The following is a 24731-nucleotide window of genomic DNA, read 5'->3' on the forward strand; positions in this document are numbered from 1 at the left end:
AGCTGTGTCTAAAACATTTGCTAGTTCTCAATTGTGTTCGTGTTGTGGCTACCAAAACAAAGACGTTAAGAATCTTAAGCTTCGTGAGTGGGATTGCCCTTCTTGTGGAGCACATCACGATAGAGATATTAACGCAGGACAGAACCTTAGAGATGAAGCAATACGCATCTTAACCGTAGGGACTACGGGGTTAGCCTAATCAATTGGAAGCCGATAGGCTTCTGTACTTAGGAATCTCCCACTTCACACGACCCGTAAGGGTGTTAAGTGGTTAGTAGTTCAATGTAAAATAAATGAATTTTTGGAAAATAGCATTGACTCGTTCGAATGAAACATGATATAAACACAGTAAGAATTTTAGTACTTTAAAGCATACAAATTACAACAAAAAAGGAAATGCAGGAGGAATCACTTTCATGGGTCAACGCAGCAAAATAATAGACTGTACCATCCGAGATGGCGGATTAGTTAACAATTGGGATTTCAGTGTCGAATTTGTTCAAGACTTGTATAATAGTTTAAGTGCAGCAGGTGTTGAATACATGGAGATTGGCTACAAAAACTCTCCAAAACTACTGAATGCAACTGAGCCAAATCCATGGAGATTTCTAGACGATAATTTCTTGAAAGAAATCTTCCCTGAGAAAAAATTCACAAAGTTTTCTGCTCTAGTGGATATTGGTCGTGTAGATCCAAATGACATTTTACCACGTGAACAAAGTGTTTTGGACATGATCCGAGTGGCATGCTATATCCGTGAAGTAGATAAAGGGTTAGAGCTTGTACAAATGTTTCATGATTTGGGTTATGAGACATCACTTAATATTATGGCTTTATCGAGTGTACCTGAAAAGCAGCTTACGAAAGCATTTGATATGGTGAGGGAAAGTCCTGTAGATGTTGTATATATTGTCGATTCCTTCGGAAGCTTGGATCCTACGGATATTGAACACCAGGTGAAAAGATTCCAAGAGTTAATCCCAAACAAACAGCTCGGAATCCATACCCATAACAACATGCAGTTAGCATTCGCCAATACATTAGCTGCATTGCAAAACGGGGTTACATACCTGGATTCATCTGTTTATGGCATGGGTCGTGCGGCTGGTAATTGTAACACAGAACTTCTTGTTAGCTACATACAAAAACCAAGCTATGAACTGAAGCCAGTCCTTGAAATGATTGAAAAGCACATGCTCGAAATGCGCCAAAAATGGGAGTGGGGTTACATTATTCCGTATATGATTTCTGGTGTACTGAATGAACATCCACGTGTCGCCATGGCCTACCGTGATAGCGCCGATCGCGATAAATTTGTAGATTTTTATGACAAGGTAACTTCACCCGAAGCCTCTATTTCACCAGCAATGAAATAGGAAATACAGTAAAAAGCACCTCACTTGTTTGAGGTGCTTTTTTGTATGGGTATCTGTCAAATTTAGCTATGCGCAAGTATTTTTCATTATCCGCAAGTAAAATCCGCAATCCGCAAGACTCCTATGATCATAAATGATTGATAAATCCCAAATAAGAAGTAAAAACTATGTCATCAGGCGTAATCTTAGGGAGGTAAACAAATGAGATGGAAAGGAAGACGGCAAAGTACAAACGTTGAGGACCGCAGAGGAATGGGCATGGGTGGAAAAACGGTAATTGGAGGGGGGATAGGAAGTATTGTCGTTATTCTCCTTTTTGCACTGCTGGGAGGAAACCCTGGAGATTTAATGAACAATACTCCAACTACGAATGGTTCGAACACAAACGCTCCTATGAATGTATCCTCCCAAGAGGAGGAATTGGCGGATTTTGTTTCTGTAGTCCTTGCTGATACAGAGGATGTGTGGTCTAATCAATTCAAGAAACAAGGCATGGTATACGTAAATCCAAAGCTCGTTTTGTTTAGGGACAGCGTTCAATCCGCATGTGGAGCAGCGAGTTCAGCTGTAGGACCGTTTTATTGTCCGGGTGACCACAAACTTTATATTGATTTAAGTTTTTATCAGGAACTAAAACAAAGATTCCAGGCACCTGGTGACTTTGCGATGGCATATGTAATCGCCCATGAGGTAGGACACCACGTCCAGACCCTTTTACATAGTGGAGACGAAGCTTCACCAGCCGAGAAGCAGACCAATGAGTATTCAGTCCGATTTGAATTGCAGGCAGACTACTTGGCTGGTGTTTGGGCCCATTATGCCGAAGGGAAGGGCTACCTTGAAAAAGGTGACCTAGAAGAGGCACTTAATGCAGCAAATGCGGTCGGAGATGATAATATCCAGAAAAAAGCACAGGGGTATGTTGTTCCCGAAAGTTTTACACATGGAACCTCTGAGCAGAGGGAGAGATGGTTTAATAAAGGCTTCAAAAGCGGAACCATAGAGGGTGGAGATACCTTTAACGCCGCAAATCCTTAAAACTAATAATAATTTGCCGATTGGACATCTAAAGGCTCCTATACGCTTTACGCGTATAGGAGTCTTTTATTTTACGTAAAACTAGATAGGGATTGAACATTGATCATCGTGATGTGTTTATGTGTGTAGTTCATTTGGAACTCATTCATAATATTTCCAAAAAAAGTATCTCTCTTCTTTTGGTAGTGAAATTCGACATTTATAGTTCAAAAATCTTACATATACTAAATTCCAAGAGAGATGTATGTTATAATTCTATAAAATTAGAATATTAAAGCAAGGAGTGAATAAAATGATAATTCGAAGTAAAGCCGATGTTGAGCAGTTTTGCGAGAGGTTTGGTGATCTGGCCATCTGGGATGGTTCAAAGCACTACATCGCCTTACAAGATGAAGCAAACAGCGGCACCCTTACATTTATGCAATATCCAGATGGCACACTGACTGCCCATAGGAAATATCAAATGTATTGGGACATAAATGAGCTTCCAGTCGATAGTAAAGATATATGGCGATATAGAAAAGTTTTAAATAGTTACTTGAGAAATATAAATAATTAACGAAGGTGACTCTTTTTTCGGGGTCGCTTTTTTCATTTTTTTTTAAATGATATTGTCATAGTATTAATCTCCATTTATCTATTAAAAAACAAAAAACTTTAATTATATGCATTAAACCATACATTTTAGAAAAACTAAACAGATAGTTAAGATATTATGGACAAGCAGTTTAAAGAGGTGAGACTAGTGGTTGTAACACATCCGACAGAGTATGAAGTATATCTTTTTCACGAAGGAAGTTTATTTGAGAGTTATAACGTTTTTGGCGCTCATTCTGAAACCCAAGGAGGAGAAAAGGGTACTCGCTTTACTGTTTGGGCTCCCCGTGCTACCCAAGTACATGTTGTCGGGGATTTCAATAAATGGGATGGTAGTTATCATGAAATGACGAAACTTAATAAACAAGGAATATGGTCACTTTTTATTCCGGGGCTGCTAGAAAATGATATTTACAAGTATCAAATTAAAACAGCTGCCGGTGATACCATCCTTAAATCCGATCCGTATGCATTTTATTCAGAAATCAGGCCAAATACCGCGTCTATTATCTATGACTTGGAAGGATACAAATGGCAGGATCAAAAATGGTTTCAAAATAAAAAAAAGAAAACTGTGTATGAAGAACCGCTTGCCATTTATGAAGTACATTTAGGCTCTTGGAAGAAAAAGGGTGAAGAAGAGTTTTATACATATAGGGAGCTAGCGGATGAGCTGATTCCATACGTACTTGAACATCACTTTACACACTTAGAACTTTTGCCTATAGTTGAACATCCCTATGATCGTTCTTGGGGATATCAAGGAACTGGGTACTATTCTGCAACAAGTCGATATGGTAGCCCGCACGATTTAATGTATTTTATTGACCAATGTCACCAAAGTGGAATAGGTGTTATTCTTGATTGGGTTCCGGGACATTTTTGTAAGGATGCCCATGGTTTGTATATGTTTGATGGACAGACTACTTATGAATATGAGGATGTTTACGTAAAAGAAAATCCGATATGGGGAACAGCGAATTTTGATTTGGGAAAAGGTGAAGTGCAAAGCTTTTTAATTTCTAACGCCTTATTCTGGATTAAATACTATCATATTGATGGATTTCGGGTTGACGCGGTTGCTAATATGCTTTACTGGCAAGCCGGGGGAGAATCTCAAAAGAATGAATATGCGGTTAGTTTTTTAAGAAAGCTGAATGAGGTTGTTTTTGAAGCCGAACCTAATTTGCTCATGATAGCTGAGGATTCAACCGATTGGCCGCTTGTGACAAGACCCACCTCTGAAGGAGGTTTAGGCTTTAACTATAAATGGAACATGGGTTGGATGAACGATATTTTAAAATATATGGAAGCAGAACCGCAGAACAGAAAGTATTTGCATGATAAAGTAACCTTCTCCATACTGTATGCTTTTACAGAGAACTTCGTCTTACCTCTATCGCATGATGAGGTAGTTCATGGGAAAAAATCACTGCTAAATAAAATGCCAGGAGATTATTGGAGAAAATTTGCACAGTTGCGTCTTTTATTCGGGTATTTAATGACCCACCCTGGTAAAAAGCTGTTGTTTATGGGTGGAGAGTTTGGTCAGTTTGATGAATGGAAGGATTTAGAGGATTTAGATTGGGAATTAAAAGATTTTGAGATGCATCGCATCTTGCATGATTACTTTAAAGAATTGATGCAGCTATATAACCGTTCCAAAGCGTTGTGGGAGCTCGACCATACCCACGAAGGCTTTGAATGGATTGATGCAGATAATAAAGATCAAAGTATATTCTCGTTTATAAGAAAAGACAAAAAAGAAGACCCTCTTATTATCGTGTGTAATTTTAGAGAGTTCGTTTATGAGAACTACAAAGTTGGGGTACCTTCTTACGCTTTTTATAATGAGATTTTTAATAGTGATCGTATTCAATATGGTGGTTCTGGTCAGGTGAATCATAAGAAAATTAAAGTGATTGAAGAGCCGTTTCACAACCAGTCGTGTCATCTCGAAATGACGATCCCGCCATTTGGTATATCCATCTTACGACCAGTTAAATCAAGAAAGGGGACGAATAGCAATGGTACAAAAAAAGTGCGTAGCAATGCTGCTAGCAGGAGGACAAGGTAGCCGTCTCGGTGCCCTTACTAGATATATTGCAAAGCCGGCTGTTTCATTCGGTGGCAAATATCGAATAATAGATTTTCCATTAAGTAATTGTACAAACTCTGGAATTGAAACTGTAGGTGTGTTAACACAGTATCAGCCTCTGGTTTTACACTCTTATATCGGGATCGGTGCCGCTTGGGATTTAGATAGAAGTAACGGCGGGGTCACAGTATTGCCTCCGTATGCGGAAACCTCTGGCGTTAAATGGTATAAAGGCACTGCCAGCGCGATTTACGAAAATATTAATTACATAAAGCAATACAATCCAGAATACGTATTGATTCTTTCTGGTGACCACATTTACAAGATGGATTATTCTAAAATGCTTGATTATCATATTGAAAAGGATGCAGATGTTAGCATCTCTGTTATAGAGGTACCTTGGGAAGAAGCAAGCCGTTTTGGAATTATGAATACTAACATAAACTTAGATATTATCGAATTTGAGGAAAAACCAAAATCTCCAAAAAGTAATTTGGCTTCTATGGGAATTTACATCTTTAATTGGTCTGTTTTAAGAACGTTTTTAGAGATAGACGATAATAATCCAGAATCCTCCAATGATTTTGGGAAGGATATTATTCCATTATTACTGGAAGAAAATAAAAAAGTTGTCGCGTATCCATTCAAGGGATACTGGAAGGATGTAGGTACTGTAAAAAGTTTATGGGAAGCAAATATGGATTTATTAACAGAGGAAACAGAACTAGATCTTTATGACCGAAATTGGAGAATTTACTCTGTAAATCCGAACCAGCCGCCGCAATATATCTCTACCACTGCACAAGTAGAAGAGTCACTAATTAATGAAGGCTGTATAGTAAAAGGAAACATTAAGCATTCTGTTCTATTCCAAGGCGTAACGGTCGAAGAAGGAAGTGTGATTCAGGACTCCGTTATCATGCCCAATGCTCGGATTGGAAAAAATGTAGTAATTGAGAAAGCCATCATCGCAGAAGAAATGGTTGTAGAGGATAACACCATTATTCGTCCCGAAAAGAACAAGGGCGATGTCATACTGGTTGCTAAGGATGTTTAGTAAAAACTCATAGGAAAGGAATAAGATACTATGCCTCAATCTATGCTAGGAATTATAAATGCAACCCATGAGTTGGGCACGTTTCAAAATTTAACAGCACATCGTTCCATAGCAGCACTACCATTTGCAGGACGATATCGTTTGATCGATTTTATGTTATCGAATATGGTGAATTCAGGGATCACGAGTGTGGCTATTTTCACCGGTCATGGAGTAAGGTCACTTATGGACCATTTAGGATGTGGAAAACAATGGGACTTGGATAGAAAACGTGATGGACTTTTCGTGTTCACACCTGATGGCAAATCTAAAAACGAGGAATTTGGATCCTTCGCACATTTAGCAAAGAATATCACCTTTTTCTTACGCAGCAGGCAAAAATACGTTGTGATAACAAATTGCAATATTATAGGGACTATAAATTTCAGTTCTGTTTTGGATCATCATATTGAAACAGATGCGAATATTACAGAGATCGTTCATAATGGAGAATCGCTGCATACGTATATTTTAGAAAAAGAATTATTGCTCTCTCTATTTGAGCAATACAAAGATCAGGGCTATTACAGTATTATAGATGTCATAAATGAGCGACTTGATAATTTTAAAGTTGAAAAGTATGAATGTATGGAATATATTGCAACTATAGACTCTCTCGAAAGTTACTATAACCATAGCATGGATATGCTTAAGTCTGCGGCATATTATCAGGTATTTACGAAAGACGAGCCAATCTTCACAAAGGTAAAAGATGAGCCACCCACACGATATAAAATCGGTGCTAAAGTTTCAAATTCTTTGATTGCTAATGGCTGCATGATTCAAGGAGAAGTGGAGAATTGCATTATTTCCCGTGCAGTTAAAATCGGGAAAGGCGCAGTTATTCGTAACTCCATTATTATGCAAAAAACGCAAATTGAAGATAATTGTGTTCTCGATGGAGTCATCATTGATAAGGATGTTAAAATTGAAAGTGGTGTCAAATTAACAGGAACAAGAGAAAACCCTTATGTGGTAGAAAAAGGGACAGTACAAAAGGGGCGCTGAGAAGTGAAAGTTTTATTTGCCGTATCTGAGTGTGTTCCGTTTGTGAAAACCGGTGGCCTTGCTGACGTAGCAGGCGCACTTCCTAAAGAGTTAAAAAAGTTAGGTACAGAAGTTCATGTTATGTTACCAAATTACAGTCTAATTTCTGATGAGTTTAAACAATCCTTTCAATTTAAAACATCTATTGAAGTACCGGTAGGATCGACGAATCAATATTGTGGCATTTTTAATATGGAACTTGATGGAATTACCTACCATTTTATTGATAACGAATATTATTTTCATCGGAGTTCATTGTACGGACAAGATGATGATGGAGAACGATTTTCGTTTTTCTCAAAGGCAGTACTCGAGTGTATACCACATCTGGATTTTATTCCTGATGTGATTCATTCTCATGACTGGCATACAGCCATGGTGAATTTTTTATTAACGTTCCAGTATCGTCATCAACCATTGTATACAAAAATAAAAACCGTATTTACGATTCATAATTTGCAATTCCAAGGTATCTTCTCATTTGAGAAAATTAGTGAACTGTTACGATTAGATCCTCAATATTTTAACATGGAACAGCTCGAATTTTATGGAAATGTTAACTTTATGAAAGGTGGTATAGTTTCATCTGATATTGTAACAACCGTCAGCCCAACCTATAAAGAGGAAATTCAATTTCCTTATTTTGGTGAAAGACTTGATGGACTTTTACGCAAGCACAACGATAAGCTCATTGGAATTGTAAACGGTATAGACGATTCAGTTTACAATCCAAGAGTAGATCGTGATATCGCTGTTTCTTATGATCTTGATACCATCGAGGGAAAATCAGAAAATAAGAAAGTTTTACAACACTATTTCGGATTGCCCGAAAAAGATAGCACACCCATTATTGCAATGGTAACACGCTTAACATCGCAAAAAGGTTTAAACTTAGTACTGCATGTATTTCACGAGATGATTCAGGATGATGTACAATTCATCTTGCTTGGTTCTGGTGACCATCATTTTGAAAACTTCTTTAATCAAATGACCCATGAATACCCGGATAAAGTGAAGGTATACATTGGTTTTAATGAGGCGTTAGCCCATCAAATTTATGCAGGGGCAGATTTGTTTTTAATGCCTTCGCAGTTTGAACCATGTGGATTAGGACAGCTTATTGCCTTGCAGTATGGAACAATACCCATTGTAAGAGAAACAGGCGGATTAAATGATACCGTTCAATCTTATGATGAATCAACTGGTAATGGTAATGGCTTTTCTTTTAAGAATTTGAACGCCCATGATTTGCTGCATACCGTTAGAAGAGCCTTAGATTTTTATCATCAAAATGAAAGTTGGAGTCGCTTAATACAAAATGCGATGACTCAAGATTATAGTTGGTTACAGTCTGCTAAGAAATATAATGAAATATATGAGAAGCTGTTTGAAGACTCAGTGGAATAAAAGATATTTGTTATCATTCAAAAGGGGAAGATGTATGCAAATTTGCAGCTTACATCTTCTTCCTTTTATAGGCAGTTAATTTTAGATTTAAACAGTTTGTTGTTGCTGTTGGCGTAGTTTTCGTGCAGCTGTCACCATATTTTTTAATGAGAAAATAGTTTCATCTTCATGTCGTGTTTTTAAACCACAATCTGGATTCACCCAAAACTGTTCTTTGGAAATAATCTCTAAGCTGTCTTTTAATATGGTGTCGATTTCTTCTACACTTGGAACACGCGGGCTGTGTATATCATACACACCTAAACCGATACCAAGTTCATATGGATTTTGTTTTAGTGATTGAATCAGTTCTCCATGGCTTCTTGATGTTTCTATTGAAATGACATCTGCATCAAGGGCACGAATTGTTTCTAAAAAGTTATTAAACTCGCAATAACACATATGAGTATGAATTTGTGTTTCATTTCTTACACTGGAAGTCGCGAGCTTGAATGCATTAACTGCCCATGATAAATATTGATTCCAGTCTTCATTCCTTAATGGCAAGCCTTCACGTAATGCAGGTTCATCCACCTGAATAATGGCAATTCCTGCATTTTCTAATGCTTGAACCTCTTCTTTGAGGGCTAAGGCAATTTGGTTGGCTACAAGTTCTCGGGAGATATCATCACGTACAAAAGACCAATTTAAGATCGTGACGGGTCCTGTTAACATCCCTTTAACATACTTTGTCGTTAATCGCTGTGCTTCTACTACTTCCTTCACTGTCATTGGAGATGTCCACTCAACGTCACCATAAATAATCGGCGGTTTCACACAACGTGATCCATAAGATACCACCCAGGCTTTTTCTGTAAAAGCAAAACCTTTCAGCTTTTCACCAAAGTACTCTACCATATCGGTTCGCTCAAATTCCCCATGCACTAAGACATCCAGGCCAATTTCTTCCTGAATTCGAATCCATCGTGCGGTTTCACTTTTCAAAAACTCAGCATAATACGTGTGGGTAATTTCTTTTTTGCGCCATGCTGTCCGTGTTCGTTTTACTTGATCTGATTGAGGGAAGCTTCCAATCGTTGTTGTTGGAAAATCCGGTAATTGTAACGCCTCTTGCTGTAATGGTTGACGTACTTTAAAGGGCATTGGACGTGTAAAATGTTCTGGCTTGACTTGTAATAATAGCTCCTTTACACGTGGGTTTTGCCTCGCCTCATGCTGCTCTATGGCTTGGATTGCCGCCATACTTTGAGACACACTTTTACTTCCTGACCAGTTCTCGTCTAAAACGAAGGATGTAATATGCGTTAACTCGACAATTTTCTCATCGGCAAAGGACAATGCACTTAGTAAAGTCGCATCCAGAGTCTTTTCAGATTTAGTTGTGACAGGTACATGCTGTAAACTGCAAGAAGATTGAACCCAGGCTTCATTTACACCGCTTAAAGATAAAATAGCTTTTGTTATCATTGCTTTTTCAGCTAAATTTGCCCTCCAAATATCACGCCCATTTATGATTCCAATCCCTAATACTTTATCTTGTGGGAAACCATATTTACGGAGTGAAGCCATATTCTCATCAGCACCATGAATAAAATCAAGACCAACTCCTGCAACAGGTAATTGAATGAGCTCTTCATACGCTGATAGTCCTTCAAAATAGGTTTGTAACATCAATTTCGCTGTTGGTACTTCTTCTGCTAATTGTTTATAAATTTGTTGAATTAGTTTTATATCTTCGGGTACAAGTGAAAGGACTAATGCTGGTTCTTCCACCTGAATCCACTCTGCCCCTGCATCTACAAGTTGTTGGAGTACTTGAGCATAAAGAGGTAAGAGTCTTAATATAAAGGATGCTTTGGATATTGAATCGTAGCCCTTCGATAATTGAACAAAAGAATAGGGACCGATAATGGTAGGCTTTGTAATTAGACCTAGTTCAAACTTCGCTTCTAAAAAATAATCTAAAATATAGTTTTGAGTTAATTCTAGTGGCTGGCCTTCATACTCAGGTACAATGTAGTGGTAGTTTGTATTAAACCATTTGGTCATCTCAGAAGCGACAACATTGTTAGCCCCACGCGCCATTGCGTAATAAGTTGTTAAATCTACCTTTTCGCCTGCCCACTTATAACGGTCTGGAATTAAACCGAACATGGTCGCGAGGTCTAGCATACGATCATAAAAAGTAAAATCTCCGACCGTGAGAATGTCTAATCCTAATGTTTGCTGGTGTTTCAAATGATTCAAGCGTATGGTCTTCATCTCAAAGGTAAACTCTTCCTCTGATATCTGACCCTTCCAAAAAGATTCTACACAACGTTTCCACTCTCGATTACCACCTATGTATGGGTAACCAATGGAAGTACTGACTAAATTCATTTTACGATTCCTCCTTTACATTTACATATTCCAAATACAAAAAAGCCATCTCCACGAAAAGGAAATGGCTCTACATTCAAGTTAAAGGTATGTCCAAGAAACCAAACAACTCATAACTCGTTTGTCGTACGAATGTCACCACCTATTCCACGTAGGTATTTGGTGTGTACTAGAATGGGCAGGTCTCCTGGCTCATCATCAATGTTCATCACACCTTCCCATCAAAAGACAGTGGTATTTGTGATTCACTCCGAATTACAGTTGCGGGACAGCGACGGAATTTCACCGTTCTTCCCTTTTAAGCCAAGCCTCAGCTTGGCACCAATTCTTACACGATATGTAATTGCCAATTAATATAACATACTCATAATCTGGTGTACATAATTTTCTGAGAATTTATTTTTGTTATTGTCAAAGTAGATAATGTATATTATATTTGTTGATATACAATATTTAGTGTTGTTTATTAGGATGTAGCACTAAATATAGATAATGACCAAATTTAATGGTGTCTGTATAGACTTAATAGGGAATCTGGTGAAAATCCAGAACTGTACCCGCAACTGTAAGTGCTGACGAAATAATCATATCCACTGTCTTTGGACGGGAAGGGATTAGAGTAGGAAGAAGCACAAGTCAGGAGACCTGCCATTTTTATTACGTATTATCTTCTTCGGGAGTTGGGAGGATATAACGAGGGTATGCCTACTATTACAGTGACCAAGTACTGTATGATAGATTATTCCACGTTATAAACCCATCTTCATTGATGGGTTTTTTGTTGTTTCACTCGCGAAGTCAATTCGATAAGAAAAGAGGAATTGCTATGGTAGTAAATAGTGTATATTCAGAAAAAGATACAGTTTTTGCAGCAGTGAAAAGGGTTTCTGATAAATATAATCTGGATACAACAGAATTATATAAAAAAATTACTAGTCTTGAGGAGTCATCAATATATGAACATTCCCTTACTTTTGCATTAAATCAAATTTCGATGTCTGATCCTAACTGGACCTTTCTAGCGGCAAATCTTTATTTAGGTGAACTATATCGGATTGCTTCAAATAATAGAGGGTATAAGTCTGATATAAACTATGGGGATTTTTACACTCTGATTGCTGAATTAACTAGAATAGGAATCTATTCTAAGGATTTATTACAAGATTATACAAAAGAAGAGATTGAAATATTAGCTGGAGAAATAGCTCCTGAACGGGATTTTTTGTTTAATTATATAGGGTTATTTTTACTAGCAGATCGTTACTTGGCAAAAGATTACGAAGGAAACCTATACGAATTGCCTCAAGAACGGTTTATGATCATAGCCATGACATTAATGAGAAAGGAACAAAAGGAAGTCAGATTAACCCATGTTAAAGAAGCATACTGGGCACTAAGCAACTTGTATATGACCGTTGCTACACCAACTCTATCAAATGCTGGAAAAAGCTTTGGCCAGCTCTCTTCCTGTTTTATTGATACAGTAGAAGATTCTTTGGATGGAATTTATTTAAATAATTGGGATATTGCTAGATTAAGTAAAGATGGTGGTGGTCTAGGTGTGTACCTTGGCAAGGTACGTGCCTTAGGTTCAGATATCAAGAAATTTAAAGGTAATTCTTCTGGGGTTGTACCTTGGATTCGTCTTATTAATGATACGGCTGTGAGTGTCGACCAATTGGGTCAAAGGCAAGGGGCGGTCGCTGTTTATTTAGATATATTTCATAAGGATATTATGAACGGCTTTTTAGACTTAAAAACAAATAACGGAGACGAAAGGCGAAAGGCTCATGATATTTTTACAGGTGTTTCGATACCTGACTTGTTTATGAAGAAATTAGAAGAAGTAGATGAACAAGGTAGAAGTGTTGGAGAATGGCATACCTTTTGTCCTCATCAAGTAAAACAAATGATGGAGTGGAAGGATCAAGAAGGTAATCCCCTTGGTTTAGAAGATTTCTATGATGAGTGTGATGTGAAGTTTTTTACAGAAAAGTATGAGGATGCGGTAAACCATCCTCTACTTCCTCGAAAAACCTATCGAGCTATGGATATTATGGCAAGGATTATGATTTCTCAATTAGAAACAGGTACTCCATATATGTTTTATCGAGATGAGGTAAATCGTCAAAATCCCAACAAACATCTAAGAGGAAAGGGACGTGCATCGATCTTTTGCAGCAATTTGTGTACAGAGATTACCCAAAATATGTCTGCCACAACGATTATCAAAGAATATATAGATGAGGATGGAAATATTGTCATTGTTCGTAAACCTGGGGATTTTGTTGTCTGCAATCTATCATCTATTAATTTGCCGAAAGCTGTAAAAGGGGATGTATTAGAAAGATTGATTCCTATTCAAATGAGAATGCTAGACAATGTAATTGATCTCAATACTGTTTCAGTTGGACAGGCTGAGGTGACAAATAAGCAATATCGGCCTGTAGGGTTAGGTACGTTTGGTTGGCATCACCTTCTAGTATTAGAGGGGATTTTTTGGGAATCCGAAAGGGCTGTTAAATATGCTGATCAACTATATGAAGAAATTGCTTATCTTACCATTCGTTCATCAATGGAATTAGCTAAGGAAAAGGGTGCCTATAAGAAGTTTGAAGGTTCAGATTGGCAATCAGGCAATTACTTTAAACGCAAAGGATATAAATCAGACCGATGGAACCAAGTGATGGGGGAGATTACGAGGTATGGGGTTCGAAATGGCTGGATGATGGCGATCGCTCCAAACTCGTCCACCGCAAAGATTGGTGGCTCAACAGATGGGATTGATCCTTTGTATTCGATCGAATACGCAGAGGAGAAGAAAAATTTCAAATTTAAAGTAACGGCGCCTGATTTAGACCATAACAGTTATAACTATTATCGACGTACTAGGCATGTTCTGGATCAAACATGGAGTATTAGGCAAAACGCTGCTCGGCAGAGACATATTGACCAATCAATTAGTTTTAATCTCTATGTTCGTCATGATATTAAAGCAATAGAGTTATTAGATCTTCATATGCAAGCATGGAAGCAGGGTTTAAAAACAACCTATTACGTAAGAAGCACTTCACAAACTGAGATAGAAGAATGTGAAGCATGTCAAAGTTAGACGAGACAATCCAGGAGGTATTTATTTGATGATACATACACCATTAACCAAAATTAAATTACTAAATCCAGATTTTCCAAACAAATCCACTAGGATAATAAATGGAGAGTCATCAGGTATTCTTAATTGGAATGATATTGCCTATCCTAAGATGTACGACTTGTACCAAACTCTATTATCAAACTTTTGGAAGCCGCAAGAAATTAATATGCAGGATGATATAAAACAATGGGATTCCCTTAGTAATCATGAAAAGGATGTGTTCCTGCGTATCAATACTCAACTTGCTTCACTTGATAGCCTGCAAACACCAACCATGAGTCAAGTAATGGATTATGTAACGGACTCTAGTTTCAAAGCGATCTTTGCGGTTATTTCACAACAAGAAGCCGTTCATAATGAGTCATATTCTTATATACTTAGCTCACTTATTCCTATGGGTGAACAAAATGACCGATTTAATCAAGCGAAAAGTGATCACATTGTAAGAAAACGTAATCAACTTATATTAGATGCCTATGAGGATTTTAGACAAAATCCAACGCCACAAGCGTTATTTAAGTTATGTGTAAACTCCATTAACTTGGAAGGTATTTATTTTTACGCAGGTTTTGCTTTTTTCTATCACCTAGCACATCAGCAAAAAATGCTTAAGACAAGTACGATGATTAGTTATATACAACGGGATGAAATGCAGCATGCCTATTTTATTTCTCAATTTATTCGAATCCTCTTAACTGAAAATCCTGAACTTCATACGGATGAAAATATCCAATATGTCTATGAAACGATTAGTGAGGCAGTTGAACTAGAAAAAGAGTGGGCACAATATATTTTATCCGAAATAAAAGGGATTGATTTAGTAGAATTCGAAGGGTATGTAGAATATTTGGCAAATAAGCGATTGAGACAGCTTGGCTTGAAAAATCTTTATGAAGAAAGAAGCAATCCAATGCCGTGGATTCAAATTTTTGGAGATGAAATGATGAATGAGACGAAGTCGGATTTCTTTGAACAAAAGTCAAGAACCTATTCAAAGGTCTCACAGTCCAATGGATTTGACGAACTGTAACATATCCGTTGCCATTGTTTATGCGACCGTATCTGGAAATACAAAAGAATTGGCCGAAGAACTTTATCAAATCTTTCTAGGGGAGTCAGTCAATATATCAATTTATAGTATAAATGAGTTTTCATTAGCGGACTTAAGTCAATATAAGGCAGTAGCTATAGGAACGTACACATGGGGAAATGGTGAAATACCTAGGGAAATGAGACATCTCTATCAAGCGTTTGAATCAATTATGAGAAAAGACATTACTACTGCCGTTTTTGGAACGGGTGATAGCTGTTATCCAATGTTTTGTGGAGCGGTTGATCAATTTCGGGACATGCTGTACATTCACACAAACTTAGCAGCGACCCTGAAGGTTGAACTTTTGCCACAAGAACAGGATATAAAGCGTTGCAGAAAGTTTGTTGAAGTACTACTATTGCGAGCAAGTATGGAAAATTAGGTAATGTAGAATATAAAATGGGCTAAGGGGGGCTCTACAAGCCTGTTTTGTGCTTGGAGGCTCCTAGAACGCCTGCTCCTAAAAGAATGCCTTCCGCTTCAAACAGATTTTCTTAGTGAATATTCGACAAGCCAAGCAGGTATTGATCCTGTTTTGTTTGATTTGCGATTGCAATTCATCCAATCCTGTAAGGTGGCAGGAAAATGATTTTCTTCAAAGTGGAATACTGCAATAGCACCAATCGTAGGAGGAAAGGGACTTATTCTAATATGGTTCTTCAGTTTCGTTAATACCTTCTCATAATCCATCTCTGAACAAAATTGAAACCATTGCAGAACCGTTTCGTCCTTACAAATGCAGTTGGGATAAACTGATTCGATTAGTACTAAAAGTTTAACTACCTCTTCCTTCGTCATTGTGTGACCTCCTGTAATATTGGTGAGTTGCCAAGGGGACGGTTCTCCCGGTCCAAAAGGCCGGAAGAACCGTCCCCTTGGTCTTTCGCAAGAACCGATGTTCATAAGACTTGCTATAGGAGAATAAATATCAAATTAGTGTGGTATTTTTTCCTAGGAGGAATTTACATGAATGAAGTTTTTGAAAGGTCAGCCAGATTTGAACACCGTTTTTGGCTTCAAATATTAGGTGATCATTCTAGGTTCATTTTTGAAGCTCTTGCCCCCATTCAAAAAGTTGAGATTGAGAAAGCCACGAATTTTATTAACATATTTGATGCACTTCTAGAACGCGCAAAATCCTCCCCACTGACACAACTAATAGCTCAAGTAGAACCAGAGGTACTAAAGTTAAGGGAATTTAAATTAGACTTAATTAGTAAACACCTTGTCGGAAAAATCAAAATTCACCTTTCACCTACTTTTTTAAATCACATGGTAAATGAATTAGAGGAATATTTAAGGATTTTAAATCATTTAAAAGAGGGGAAAATGCCACCCGTTTACCATGAACTTCATCATCACCTACTTTGGTTATTAGACGCAGCAGGTCATTCAGACGCTATATATTCAAATTTAGATGGTGTAGAAAAGAAATTAAGAGAGAAAAGTAAGACATTTAAAAAGGATTTTGAAGGTTTTTATCTCAAAGCAGTAGAGCTGGCAGGATATTTAAGAACCAATTTGACGACCTTTCCAGCTTTAACAAAAATGACAAATGATGCTCAATTAGAAATTAAGTTATTTCAAAATTTTTTAACAGAACTAGAAGAATTGGAACTAAGTAACCAGGCATTGGGAACTTTTGCACCGTTAATGGCTGATCATATGTACCGGGAAGAATGTTATTACCTAATGAAATTAGCGGAATCGGCAAACATTGAACCGCCAAATTGTGATCCTGCCAAACCAAGACTCAAGGAATAAAAAACGATTGTTGCTGCTAAGGTGTGTTCAGGGGGATAGTCTCCTGAACACCTTTTTGTGAGTATTATTTAAACTTCTAAAGGGAGGACTTCTGTTATAAGTAGAGATTCCTCCGAAAATATGCAATACAAATCTGTACTCATATTATGTATTAGAGCCTTTCGTATTAACAAACCTTCATAGCCCTGTTTGATAAGACTCTTGCGAAATTCTGTATTGGCTTCTTCTTTATTTAATAGAATAGAACCATCTTTCCAGGTAACGTTTCTTTTTTTTGCGCCTAAATAATCACAATAAACGTCACGTTCCCTCATAAACATATCATAAGATTCCTCTGTATTAGATTCATAAATTTTTAAATTTGGTTCATCTATATATACTTTATAGATATTGCCACTAACGGGTCTTTCGTTTTGGATTACCTTTGGTTCTCCACTCTCCCAGAACTCGCTCTTTGATTTTTCGATAACCGTCTTAGAACCAATTGCAAAAGGTTTTGCTGAATGAATATCCGAAGTAAACCAAAATCCAATGGTATTAATATCGTTACTTAAATTTTGGAATGCCGTTTCTATATTAAAAGTGTGAAATTTTCTTATTGACCCATGGTAAACAATCATTTTCAGAACCTCCACTATTAATATTCCCCAAATTTTAGATTAATTTCTTCGGTATAATTCTTTTACACTCTTTAGATAATATAACTGATTTACTAAAGGAGATGACAGAATGAAGACTAAGGATAATTTTAAAACAGGAGCAAAGGTAACAGCTGATAATCAGATTTACGGAACACCTAATAGCAATAGTAAAAATGGTACCGGTGACTCACCAAATGATAATGTCGGTAAGAATAAAAAGGGACTTGATCGTTAAGGAAGCAGCCAATTTATATTCGCTGTTTTTTTGAACAAAAGGTCAGGAATTGAATCCTTAATGAACACAAGAAGATTGCCAGGGGGATTGCCAGGGGGACGGTTCTCCCGGTCCAAAAGGCCGGGAGAACCGTCCCCTTGGTTTTTTATTGAAAAATAAGCATATAATAATATATTATCTAATAGTATTAGATAATTTTAAAAGGAGTTAAGTAATGGATTACAAAACGTTAGCGGAAGAACTTTTTCATATTATGACTAGGACAGCTAAATTGCCGTTTCAGAAAAAAGTAGACGATCTTTCTCATGGAGAGAGAAGAATATTAGGGTATCTAACTTTTGGAAAAAATGGAGTTCCGTCAGGTGATCTCAGTGAGAAGCTGGGTCTCACCACCCCTCGTGTTGCATCCGCCCTCAATAGTTTAGCCAAAAAAGGTTTTATTGAACGCAACAGGGATGAAAATGACAAACGAATGGTTATTGTCACGATAACGGAGACGGGTAAAAGCTTTATAATGGAAGAATATAATAAACTGATTTCGATGATGCAGCAAACACTTCAAAAACTTGGTGAAAAAGATGCTCAAGAATTAATTCGAATTATTAAACGAATTAAGGATATTACCAATGAAATGAATGATCAAGAATGCAGGCATGAATAAAGGGTCTGCCTTATTTTTATAAAAGTATCTAACACTATTAGGTTTATTGCAAATGGTTCACAGGAGGGATAAACATGTTGAAAATTTTTAAATATCTACAGAAAAAAGAATACCTGTTAATTATGTTTAGTTTGGTATTTATTGTGACACAGGTGTATCTTGATTTGAAGCTTCCTGATTATATGCATGAAATCACCATGCTTGTACAGACGGAAGGAAGTAAGATGAGCGATGTTCTCCTTCAAGGCGGATATATGCTTTTGTGTGCAGTTGGTAGTATGATCGCTTCTATCATTGTTGGTTTCTTCGCAGCTAAAGTCGCTGCCGGTTTTTCTGTTCGCCTTAGAGCGATGGTGTTCGAGAAGACGATGTCTTTTTCTATTGAAGAAATCAACGGCTTTTCAACAGCAAGTTTGATTACCCGATCAACAAATGATATCACCCAAATTCAACTACTTATTGCAATGGGACTACAAGTAATCGTAAAGGCCCCGATATTAGCTGTTTGGGCAGTTTTTAAGATTATGGGGAAAAGCTGGCAATGGTCGGCAGCTACAGGAATTGCTGTTTTATTCCTTGTTTTCATGCTGTGTATTCTTATTTTTGTTGCCATGCCAAAATTCAAAATTATTCAGAGTTTAACAGATAACTTGAATCGTGTAACAAGAGAAAACTTGTCAGGTATTCGTGTTGTTCATGCCTATAACGCTAGTAATTATCAGGAGAAGAAATTTGAAGAAGCCAACAGTGCGCTTACAAATACAAATCTCTTCACTAGCCGGGCGATGGCGATTATGATGCCGACTATGGGGATCATCATGTCAGGTATGGGTCTAGCAATCTATTGGATTGGTGCCTTCTTAATTAATGGAGCTGCACAAACGGATAAATTATCCTTGTTCTCGGATATGATTGTATTTTCGTCTTACGCCATGCAGGTTATTATGGCCTTTATGATGCTTTCATTTGTGTTTATCATGCTTCCACGTGCTTCTGTTTCTGCAAAACGTATTAAAGAAGTGCTTGATACCGAAGCAACAATCATTGATGGAAACGTGACAGAAGGGAAAACTGGTCTTTCTGGAGAAATTGAATTCCGAAATGTAAGTTTTAAATATCCTGATGCAGCACAGTATATCCTTCGAAGTATAAGTTTCACTGCTAGCAAAGGTGAAACGGTAGCATTTATTGGCTCAACAGGCAGTGGTAAAAGTACACTACTAAACCTAATTCCTCGCTATTTTGATGCAACAGAAGGGGAAGTGTTGGTGGATGGTGTGAATGTCAAACAATATACCCAGGATTCGTTACGCAAAAAAATCGGTTATGTATCGCAAAAAGCAGTGTTATTCAGCGGTACAGTTACTTCGAATGTTGCTTATGGGGACAATGGAAAAATTTCAGAAAATAAATCAGTTGTCAAAAAGGCCATTGATATTGCACAGGGAACTGAATTTGTTGAAAAGATGGAAGACCAGTATAACGGTGCTATTGCACAAGGCGGTACCAATATTTCTGGTGGCCAAAAACAAAGATTATCAATCGCAAGGGCAGTTTATAGAGACCCAGAAATTTATATTTTCGATGATTCATTCTCAGCGCTTGATTATAAGACCGATCGAGTACTGCGGTCCGAACTCAAAAAAGAGACAAAAGATGCCACTACATTAATTGTGGGTCAGCGTATCGGTACCATTAAGGATGCAGATCGGATCGTGGTACTTAACGAAGGGGAAGTAGTTGGCATTGGAACACATAATGAGTTGATGCAAAATTGCAGTGTTTATCAGGAGATTGCTTATTCTCAGTTGTCAAAGGAGGAGCTTGAAATTGGTTAAGGAGAAAATTGAAAATCGCATGAAAACCTCCCGTAGAAATGGAGAATCTGGTGGAAAAACCAAAGATTTTAAGAAAACGATAAAGCAGCTCATCTCCTATTGTAAGGTATATTTACCAGCTATCATCATTGCATTGATCCTTGCAATGGCAGGGGCTGTTTTCAGTATTATAGGACCGGATCTACTTAGTGAGATTACGGATTTGATTACAGAAGGAATGATGACGAGCATTGATCTTGATGCTGTTGTCAAGGTCGCAACACTTCTGGCAATCCTTTATGGCTTAGGGTTTGTATTTAACTATATACAAGGGTTCATTATGGCTACAGTCACGCAGCGTGTTTCAAAGAACTTACGAAGTGATCTTTCTACCAAAATTAACCGTTTACCATTAAAATACTTTGATGCAACAAGTACCGGAGACGTCCTTAGTCGTGTTACGAACGATGTAGATATGATTGGTCAAACGATGAATCAAAGTTTAAGTACTCTTGTTTCAGCAATAACCATGTTTCTTGGCACGCTCATCATGATGTTCTACACCAATTGGATCATGGCCATAGCAGCAATATCGTCTACTATAGTTGGGTTTGGTTTAATGACCTTCATTATCTCCAAATCGCAAAAATACTTTGCTCAGCAGCAAAAAGAGCTAGGAAAATTGAATGGTCATATAGAAGAAATTTATTCCGGCCACAATGTAGTGAAGGTTTATAACGGAGAGAAAGAAGCAAGGGAAACCTTCCATGAGATTAACACGAGACTATATACGAGCGCATGGAAATCTCAATTCATGTCAGGGCTTATGATGCCATTAATGATGTTTGTTGGTAATTTTGGCTTTGTCGTTGTTTGTATTGTTGGGGCAGTTCTTGCCGTGAATAATATGATTTCATTTGGTGTGATTGTTGCCTTTATGCTTTATATCCGTCTGTTTACCCAGCCGCTTACCCAGCTTGCTCAGGCAGCTACAAACCTCCAGTCAACAGCAGCTGCTAGTGAACGTGTTTTTGAATTTCTCGCTGAAGAAGAAGTTGCAAATGAAAGTGATAAAAAGGAAAAGCTTGAAAGTGCAGTTGGTGATGTCGAGTTTAAGAATGTACGCTTTGGCTATAGTGAAGATAAAATGGTCATCAATAACTTTTCAGCAACAGCTAAGGCAGGGGAAAAAGTGGCGATTGTCGGGCCTACAGGTGCTGGGAAGACAACCTTGGTTAACCTCCTAATGCGTTTCTATGAATACAACGGTGGTGAAATACTGATTGATGGTGTTCCAATCAATACATTAACTCGGGAAAACATTCATGGTCTATTTAGTATGGTGCTACAAGATACCTGGCTTTTCGAAGGAACGATTCGTGAAAATATTGTTTATTCAAGAGATGAGGTAAGTGATGAAGAGGTAGAGGCTGCCTGCAAATCAGTGGGGCTGCACCACTTTATTAAAACCCTGCCAATGGGATATGATACGATTCTCGACAATAAAGCAAATCTTTCAGCTGGGCAAAAACAGCTTATTACCATTGCAAGGGCGATGATTGATAATAAACCATTACTAATTTTAGATGAGGCGACAAGTTCGGTGGATACTCGAACAGAAGTATTGATTCAACGGGCAATGGATAAATTAACTGTCGGAAAAACTTCATTTGTCATTGCTCACCGACTTTCTACTATTAAAAATGCAGACTTAATCCTTGTGATGAAGGATGGAGACATAATTGAAAGTGGAAATCATGAAGAACTACTTTCGAAAAATGGTTTTTATGCTGAGCTTTATAATAGTCAGTTTGAAAATGCATCCTAATATGTATCTATAAAAAGATAAAAAAATCGCCGGAGAAAAATTTTTCTCCGGCGATTTTTTTATGGACTTATTTATGATATATACCCTTACCCCTTCATATTATTTATTAATTAACAAAGGGATAATGGGGGGATTTCGATGGATATCCATAATTGTCCGGTATGTATGGCATTAAGAATGTTCGAGGATGGTAGATGTACAAATTGTGGGTATTGTTCCAGTATTAGAGCATCAATAAATGAACTGTATTCTCAAAAAAAGAATAAGAAATACCAAGAATACGAGACAATAAAAAGGGTAGGGGAAAAAAGGATTAGTTTAGTGAGGTCATTAAAACGGTAAGGGGAAGGGGAGTTAAAGATGTCTCCCCCTCATAGAAATTTAAGCAACTGTCCTTTGCGGTATACTAGATTTTGAAACTTTAAATCTGTCCCTAGCAATAGTATAGAATTTTGAAATGATTAGTAGAAACAAAAATACAATCAGTGCTGCCACCTGGGCAGGGGATTGTTTTTCCGTCGTAGTCTCAAAGGAATTTGTGCTTTCGCCTATTGTGTTGTGTGCTGTTACAAAATACGAATACGTGTTGCCAGTATAGCGCTTTGCACTTTTATCCAGAAAGTTTGTCGCAGTTAGATTTTCTGCGATAGGTTTGTAATCACTGCTCACTCCAAATCCATTAACCTTCTTGCGGTAGACTGTATAGGAGGTTGCACCAAATGATGGATTCCAGGTAAGTGAAACTGAATCTGTATTACTTCTGTTTGCCATCATTCCACTTGGTTTGGCTGGGGTAGTTGTTAGTTCAGTATGAAAGGAATAGATGCCGACCTGAGTTTCCTTGCCACCTGACACAGATGATACCCTCCAGTAGTAACGTGTATCCTCACCAAGTTCCTCTACATTTACAGTTGGGATAGAAACGATTTGATCAAAGATTATATTTTTCATGCTTGAATCTGTTGCTATCTGTAGGTGATAACTTTCAGCACCGGAATGTGTGCCCCATTTGAACGTCAGATTGGCGGGATTAACCTCAATTGCACCGCTTTTCGGCGAAACTGTAAGGGAAGAAGCTGGAACTACATGAATCATACGAGAAGCATGCGTAGGAAGATTTGCTGTGAAACCTTCTTCCATTCCTCCTAAATCTTGATGGCTCCACAAATCACGTACGAAAGCTGAGCCCTTAATTCCTAGATCTTTCCATTTGACGCTTACATTTTTTGTAGAAGAGCCGGTATTAAAGAGTGCTAGATTGTACGAACCGTCTGGAAGGGATTGATAGAATACTTGAGAGTCCGTTTCTTTGTATAAACGTTTTCCTGCCACACCACTTTGGTTTACTCCAATTATCTCGTCATTTGTTAAAAGATTAACCCCATAATCATCCAGCTTTAACAGGTCATTTCCAATTACAAACTGAGATGCGGCAATCGCCCATAGTGATACGTAAGAACGTTTTTCATCATTCGTAATCCCATCCTTACTTCCGTTTGCGACATTTAGTGAATCAAAGTCATTCCAGCCACCTGGCTGAGCATGTTGCTGCCACTCTGCGGCGTCATCAAACCTTCTCGATATCTTTTTCCAAGAGACAAGGTAAGGCGTTCCATAGGCTTCCACATCGTGATCAGTCCGCCATCCATTGGATAAGTTTTTCCAGGAATCAAAGTGGTTGATATCAAGGTTGTTAGACAACTCCACATGAATCGGTCTGCCGGTTTTCTTCAATGCTTTAGCCCATACCTCAACATCTGCTATATCTTGGTTCCGAACACCATCAATTTTCAGGTAATCAATTCCATAGGAAGCAAACAGCCTAGCCCAGGAATCAATATATTCCTGCGCCCCGGGCTTTGAATAATCAATGGCATACATTTTGTCAAAATTAAAATTTTTCTTTTCGTCTTTGCTAAGATCCACGATATCTTTTGCGTGGTACGGAGTTCCTTCAATCGGAGTATTTTGATCTACCGCTGCTTTTGGAATACCAAGGGTAACATAGTGGCCGAACTTCAAACCCTTATTATGGATATAGTCCCCAAGAGCTTTCATACCATTTGGGAATTTCTTTGGGTCTACCGCCCATCTGCCATATTCATCAACGGTAGTCCTCCAATCCAACATATAATAATCATCAAGGTTAACATATTCATATCCGTGCGACTTAAATTTCGATGCCATTACATCAGCAGCGGCCTTGATTTTTTCCTCTGTTGGCTTTTTACGAATGGAACTCCAGCTGCTCCAGCCCATAAATGGACGGTCTGCCAGCTCATTATAAGAAGATGCACTCGCTTCTTGTGGAGTTATGATGGAAACGGTAAAAATACCAGTTAACAGTATTGAGCTGGAAACTATAGTCGAGATTACTTTTTTCAGCATAAATGCCTCCTCAAAATAGTATGAAACTTGAAAAATTAGAAATTAAGTCATTAGTACTATATTAATATAGAAAACTCTAAATATTAATGAGTAATATGTTCCAGCTAAAATT

20 protein-coding genes and 2 riboswitches are annotated in these 24731 nt (G+C 37.7%); of the genes, 16 read left to right on the plus strand and 4 right to left on the minus strand.

Annotation, left to right across the window (positions count from 1 at the left end; genetic code table 11):
- From CHI06_RS11035 to glgA, 8 genes are all read left to right on the plus strand, one after another.
- Positions 1-199, plus strand: a 199-nt coding sequence (locus CHI06_RS11035; RefSeq protein WP_142300946.1) for a zinc ribbon domain-containing protein, incomplete at its 5' end; no start/stop codon positions are given.
- A gap of 217 nt (positions 200-416) precedes the next feature.
- A complete protein-coding gene (locus CHI06_RS11040) occupies positions 417-1376 on the plus strand; it encodes an aldolase catalytic domain-containing protein (RefSeq protein ID WP_095248604.1) in 960 nt (319 codons plus the stop codon).
- A 201-nt stretch (positions 1377-1577) separates the two neighbouring features.
- Positions 1578-2414, plus strand: coding sequence for a KPN_02809 family neutral zinc metallopeptidase (gene ypfJ, locus CHI06_RS11045; RefSeq protein ID WP_095248605.1), 837 nt, complete (start codon positions 1578-1580; stop codon positions 2412-2414).
- A 292-nt stretch (positions 2415-2706) separates the two neighbouring features.
- The gene (locus tag CHI06_RS11050) at positions 2707-2973 is read left to right on the plus strand and encodes a hypothetical protein (RefSeq protein ID WP_095248606.1); all 267 of its coding nucleotides are present in this window, start codon (positions 2707-2709) and stop codon (positions 2971-2973) included.
- A 186-nt stretch (positions 2974-3159) separates the two neighbouring features.
- A complete protein-coding gene (gene glgB, locus CHI06_RS11055; RefSeq protein ID WP_257009244.1) occupies positions 3160-5088 on the plus strand; it encodes a 1,4-alpha-glucan branching enzyme in 1929 nt (642 codons plus the stop codon).
- A complete protein-coding gene (locus tag CHI06_RS11060; protein ID WP_095248608.1) occupies positions 5039-6166 on the plus strand; it encodes a glucose-1-phosphate adenylyltransferase in 1128 nt (375 codons plus the stop codon). The genes glgB and CHI06_RS11060 overlap by 50 nt, the downstream gene beginning before the upstream one ends.
- 30 nt (positions 6167-6196) lie before the next feature.
- Positions 6197-7213 carry a sugar phosphate nucleotidyltransferase gene (locus tag CHI06_RS11065; RefSeq protein ID WP_095248609.1) on the plus strand — a complete coding sequence of 339 codons (1017 nt, stop codon included), beginning with the start codon at positions 6197-6199 and terminating at the stop codon, positions 7211-7213.
- Between the two features lie 3 nt (positions 7214-7216).
- A complete protein-coding gene (gene glgA / locus CHI06_RS11070) occupies positions 7217-8659 on the plus strand; it encodes a glycogen synthase GlgA (protein WP_095248610.1) in 1443 nt (480 codons plus the stop codon).
- Positions 8660-8746: 87 nt separating this feature from the next.
- Here glgA and metE read toward each other — a convergent pair whose 3' ends face one another.
- Positions 8747-11038, minus strand: a complete 2292-nt coding sequence (gene metE / locus CHI06_RS11075) for a 5-methyltetrahydropteroyltriglutamate--homocysteine S-methyltransferase (RefSeq protein WP_095248611.1) — start codon at positions 11036-11038, stop codon at positions 8747-8749.
- Between the two features lie 160 nt (positions 11039-11198).
- Positions 11199-11379, minus strand: a riboswitch (cobalamin riboswitch).
- Positions 11380-11527: 148 nt separating this feature from the next.
- Positions 11528-11705: riboswitch (cobalamin riboswitch) on the plus strand.
- A gap of 159 nt (positions 11706-11864) precedes the next feature.
- On the opposite strand from metE, the gene CHI06_RS11080 reads away from it, so the two are divergent.
- Genes CHI06_RS11080 through CHI06_RS11090 form a run of 3 tightly spaced genes read left to right on the plus strand, consistent with a single transcriptional unit; the run spans position 11865 to position 15667 of the window.
- Entirely contained in the window at positions 11865-14150 is a 2286-nt protein-coding gene (locus CHI06_RS11080) for a ribonucleoside-diphosphate reductase subunit alpha (protein ID WP_095248612.1), read from the plus strand.
- 28 nt (positions 14151-14178) lie between these two features.
- On the plus strand, positions 14179-15222 hold the full coding sequence (locus tag CHI06_RS11085) for a ribonucleotide-diphosphate reductase subunit beta (protein WP_179292602.1): 1044 nt from the start codon (positions 14179-14181) through the stop codon (positions 15220-15222).
- Positions 15203-15667, plus strand: a complete 465-nt coding sequence (locus tag CHI06_RS11090; protein ID WP_257009245.1) for a flavodoxin domain-containing protein — start codon at positions 15203-15205, stop codon at positions 15665-15667. Before CHI06_RS11085 ends, CHI06_RS11090 begins: the two co-directional genes overlap by 20 nt.
- A gap of 98 nt (positions 15668-15765) precedes the next feature.
- On the opposite strand, the gene CHI06_RS11095 is transcribed toward CHI06_RS11090, so the two are convergent.
- The gene (locus tag CHI06_RS11095) at positions 15766-16083 is read right to left on the minus strand and encodes a replicative helicase loader/inhibitor (protein WP_179292600.1); all 318 of its coding nucleotides are present in this window, start codon (positions 16081-16083) and stop codon (positions 15766-15768) included.
- A gap of 168 nt (positions 16084-16251) precedes the next feature.
- Between CHI06_RS11095 and CHI06_RS11100 the strand changes: the two genes are divergently transcribed.
- Positions 16252-17049, plus strand: coding sequence for a DUF2935 domain-containing protein (locus tag CHI06_RS11100; RefSeq protein ID WP_095248615.1), 798 nt, complete (start codon positions 16252-16254; stop codon positions 17047-17049).
- A 68-nt stretch (positions 17050-17117) separates the two neighbouring features.
- Here CHI06_RS11100 and CHI06_RS11105 read toward each other — a convergent pair whose 3' ends face one another.
- Entirely contained in the window at positions 17118-17669 is a 552-nt protein-coding gene (locus CHI06_RS11105) for a hypothetical protein (protein ID WP_095248616.1), read from the minus strand.
- Between the two features lie 109 nt (positions 17670-17778).
- Between CHI06_RS11105 and CHI06_RS29725 the strand changes: the two genes are divergently transcribed.
- The 4 genes from CHI06_RS29725 (at position 17779) to CHI06_RS11120 (ending at position 22231) form a co-directional block, all read left to right on the plus strand.
- Positions 17779-17925, plus strand: a complete 147-nt coding sequence (locus tag CHI06_RS29725; RefSeq protein ID WP_165979062.1) for a hypothetical protein — start codon at positions 17779-17781, stop codon at positions 17923-17925.
- 214 nt (positions 17926-18139) lie between these two features.
- Positions 18140-18586, plus strand: a complete 447-nt coding sequence (locus CHI06_RS11110; RefSeq protein WP_095248617.1) for a MarR family winged helix-turn-helix transcriptional regulator — start codon at positions 18140-18142, stop codon at positions 18584-18586.
- A gap of 74 nt (positions 18587-18660) precedes the next feature.
- On the plus strand, positions 18661-20424 hold the full coding sequence (locus CHI06_RS11115; protein WP_095248618.1) for an ABC transporter ATP-binding protein: 1764 nt from the start codon (positions 18661-18663) through the stop codon (positions 20422-20424).
- Positions 20425-20443: 19 nt separating this feature from the next.
- Entirely contained in the window at positions 20444-22231 is a 1788-nt protein-coding gene (locus CHI06_RS11120) for an ABC transporter ATP-binding protein (RefSeq protein ID WP_095248669.1), read from the plus strand.
- Between the two features lie 381 nt (positions 22232-22612).
- On the opposite strand, the gene CHI06_RS11130 is transcribed toward CHI06_RS11120, so the two are convergent.
- Entirely contained in the window at positions 22613-24619 is a 2007-nt protein-coding gene (locus CHI06_RS11130) for an alpha-galactosidase (RefSeq protein ID WP_095248620.1), read from the minus strand.
- Positions 24620-24731: the final 112 nt, after the last annotated feature.

Source organism: Bacillus sp. 7884-1, assembly GCF_002272245.1.
GTDB lineage: Bacteria > Bacillota > Bacilli > Bacillales > Cytobacillaceae > Neobacillus.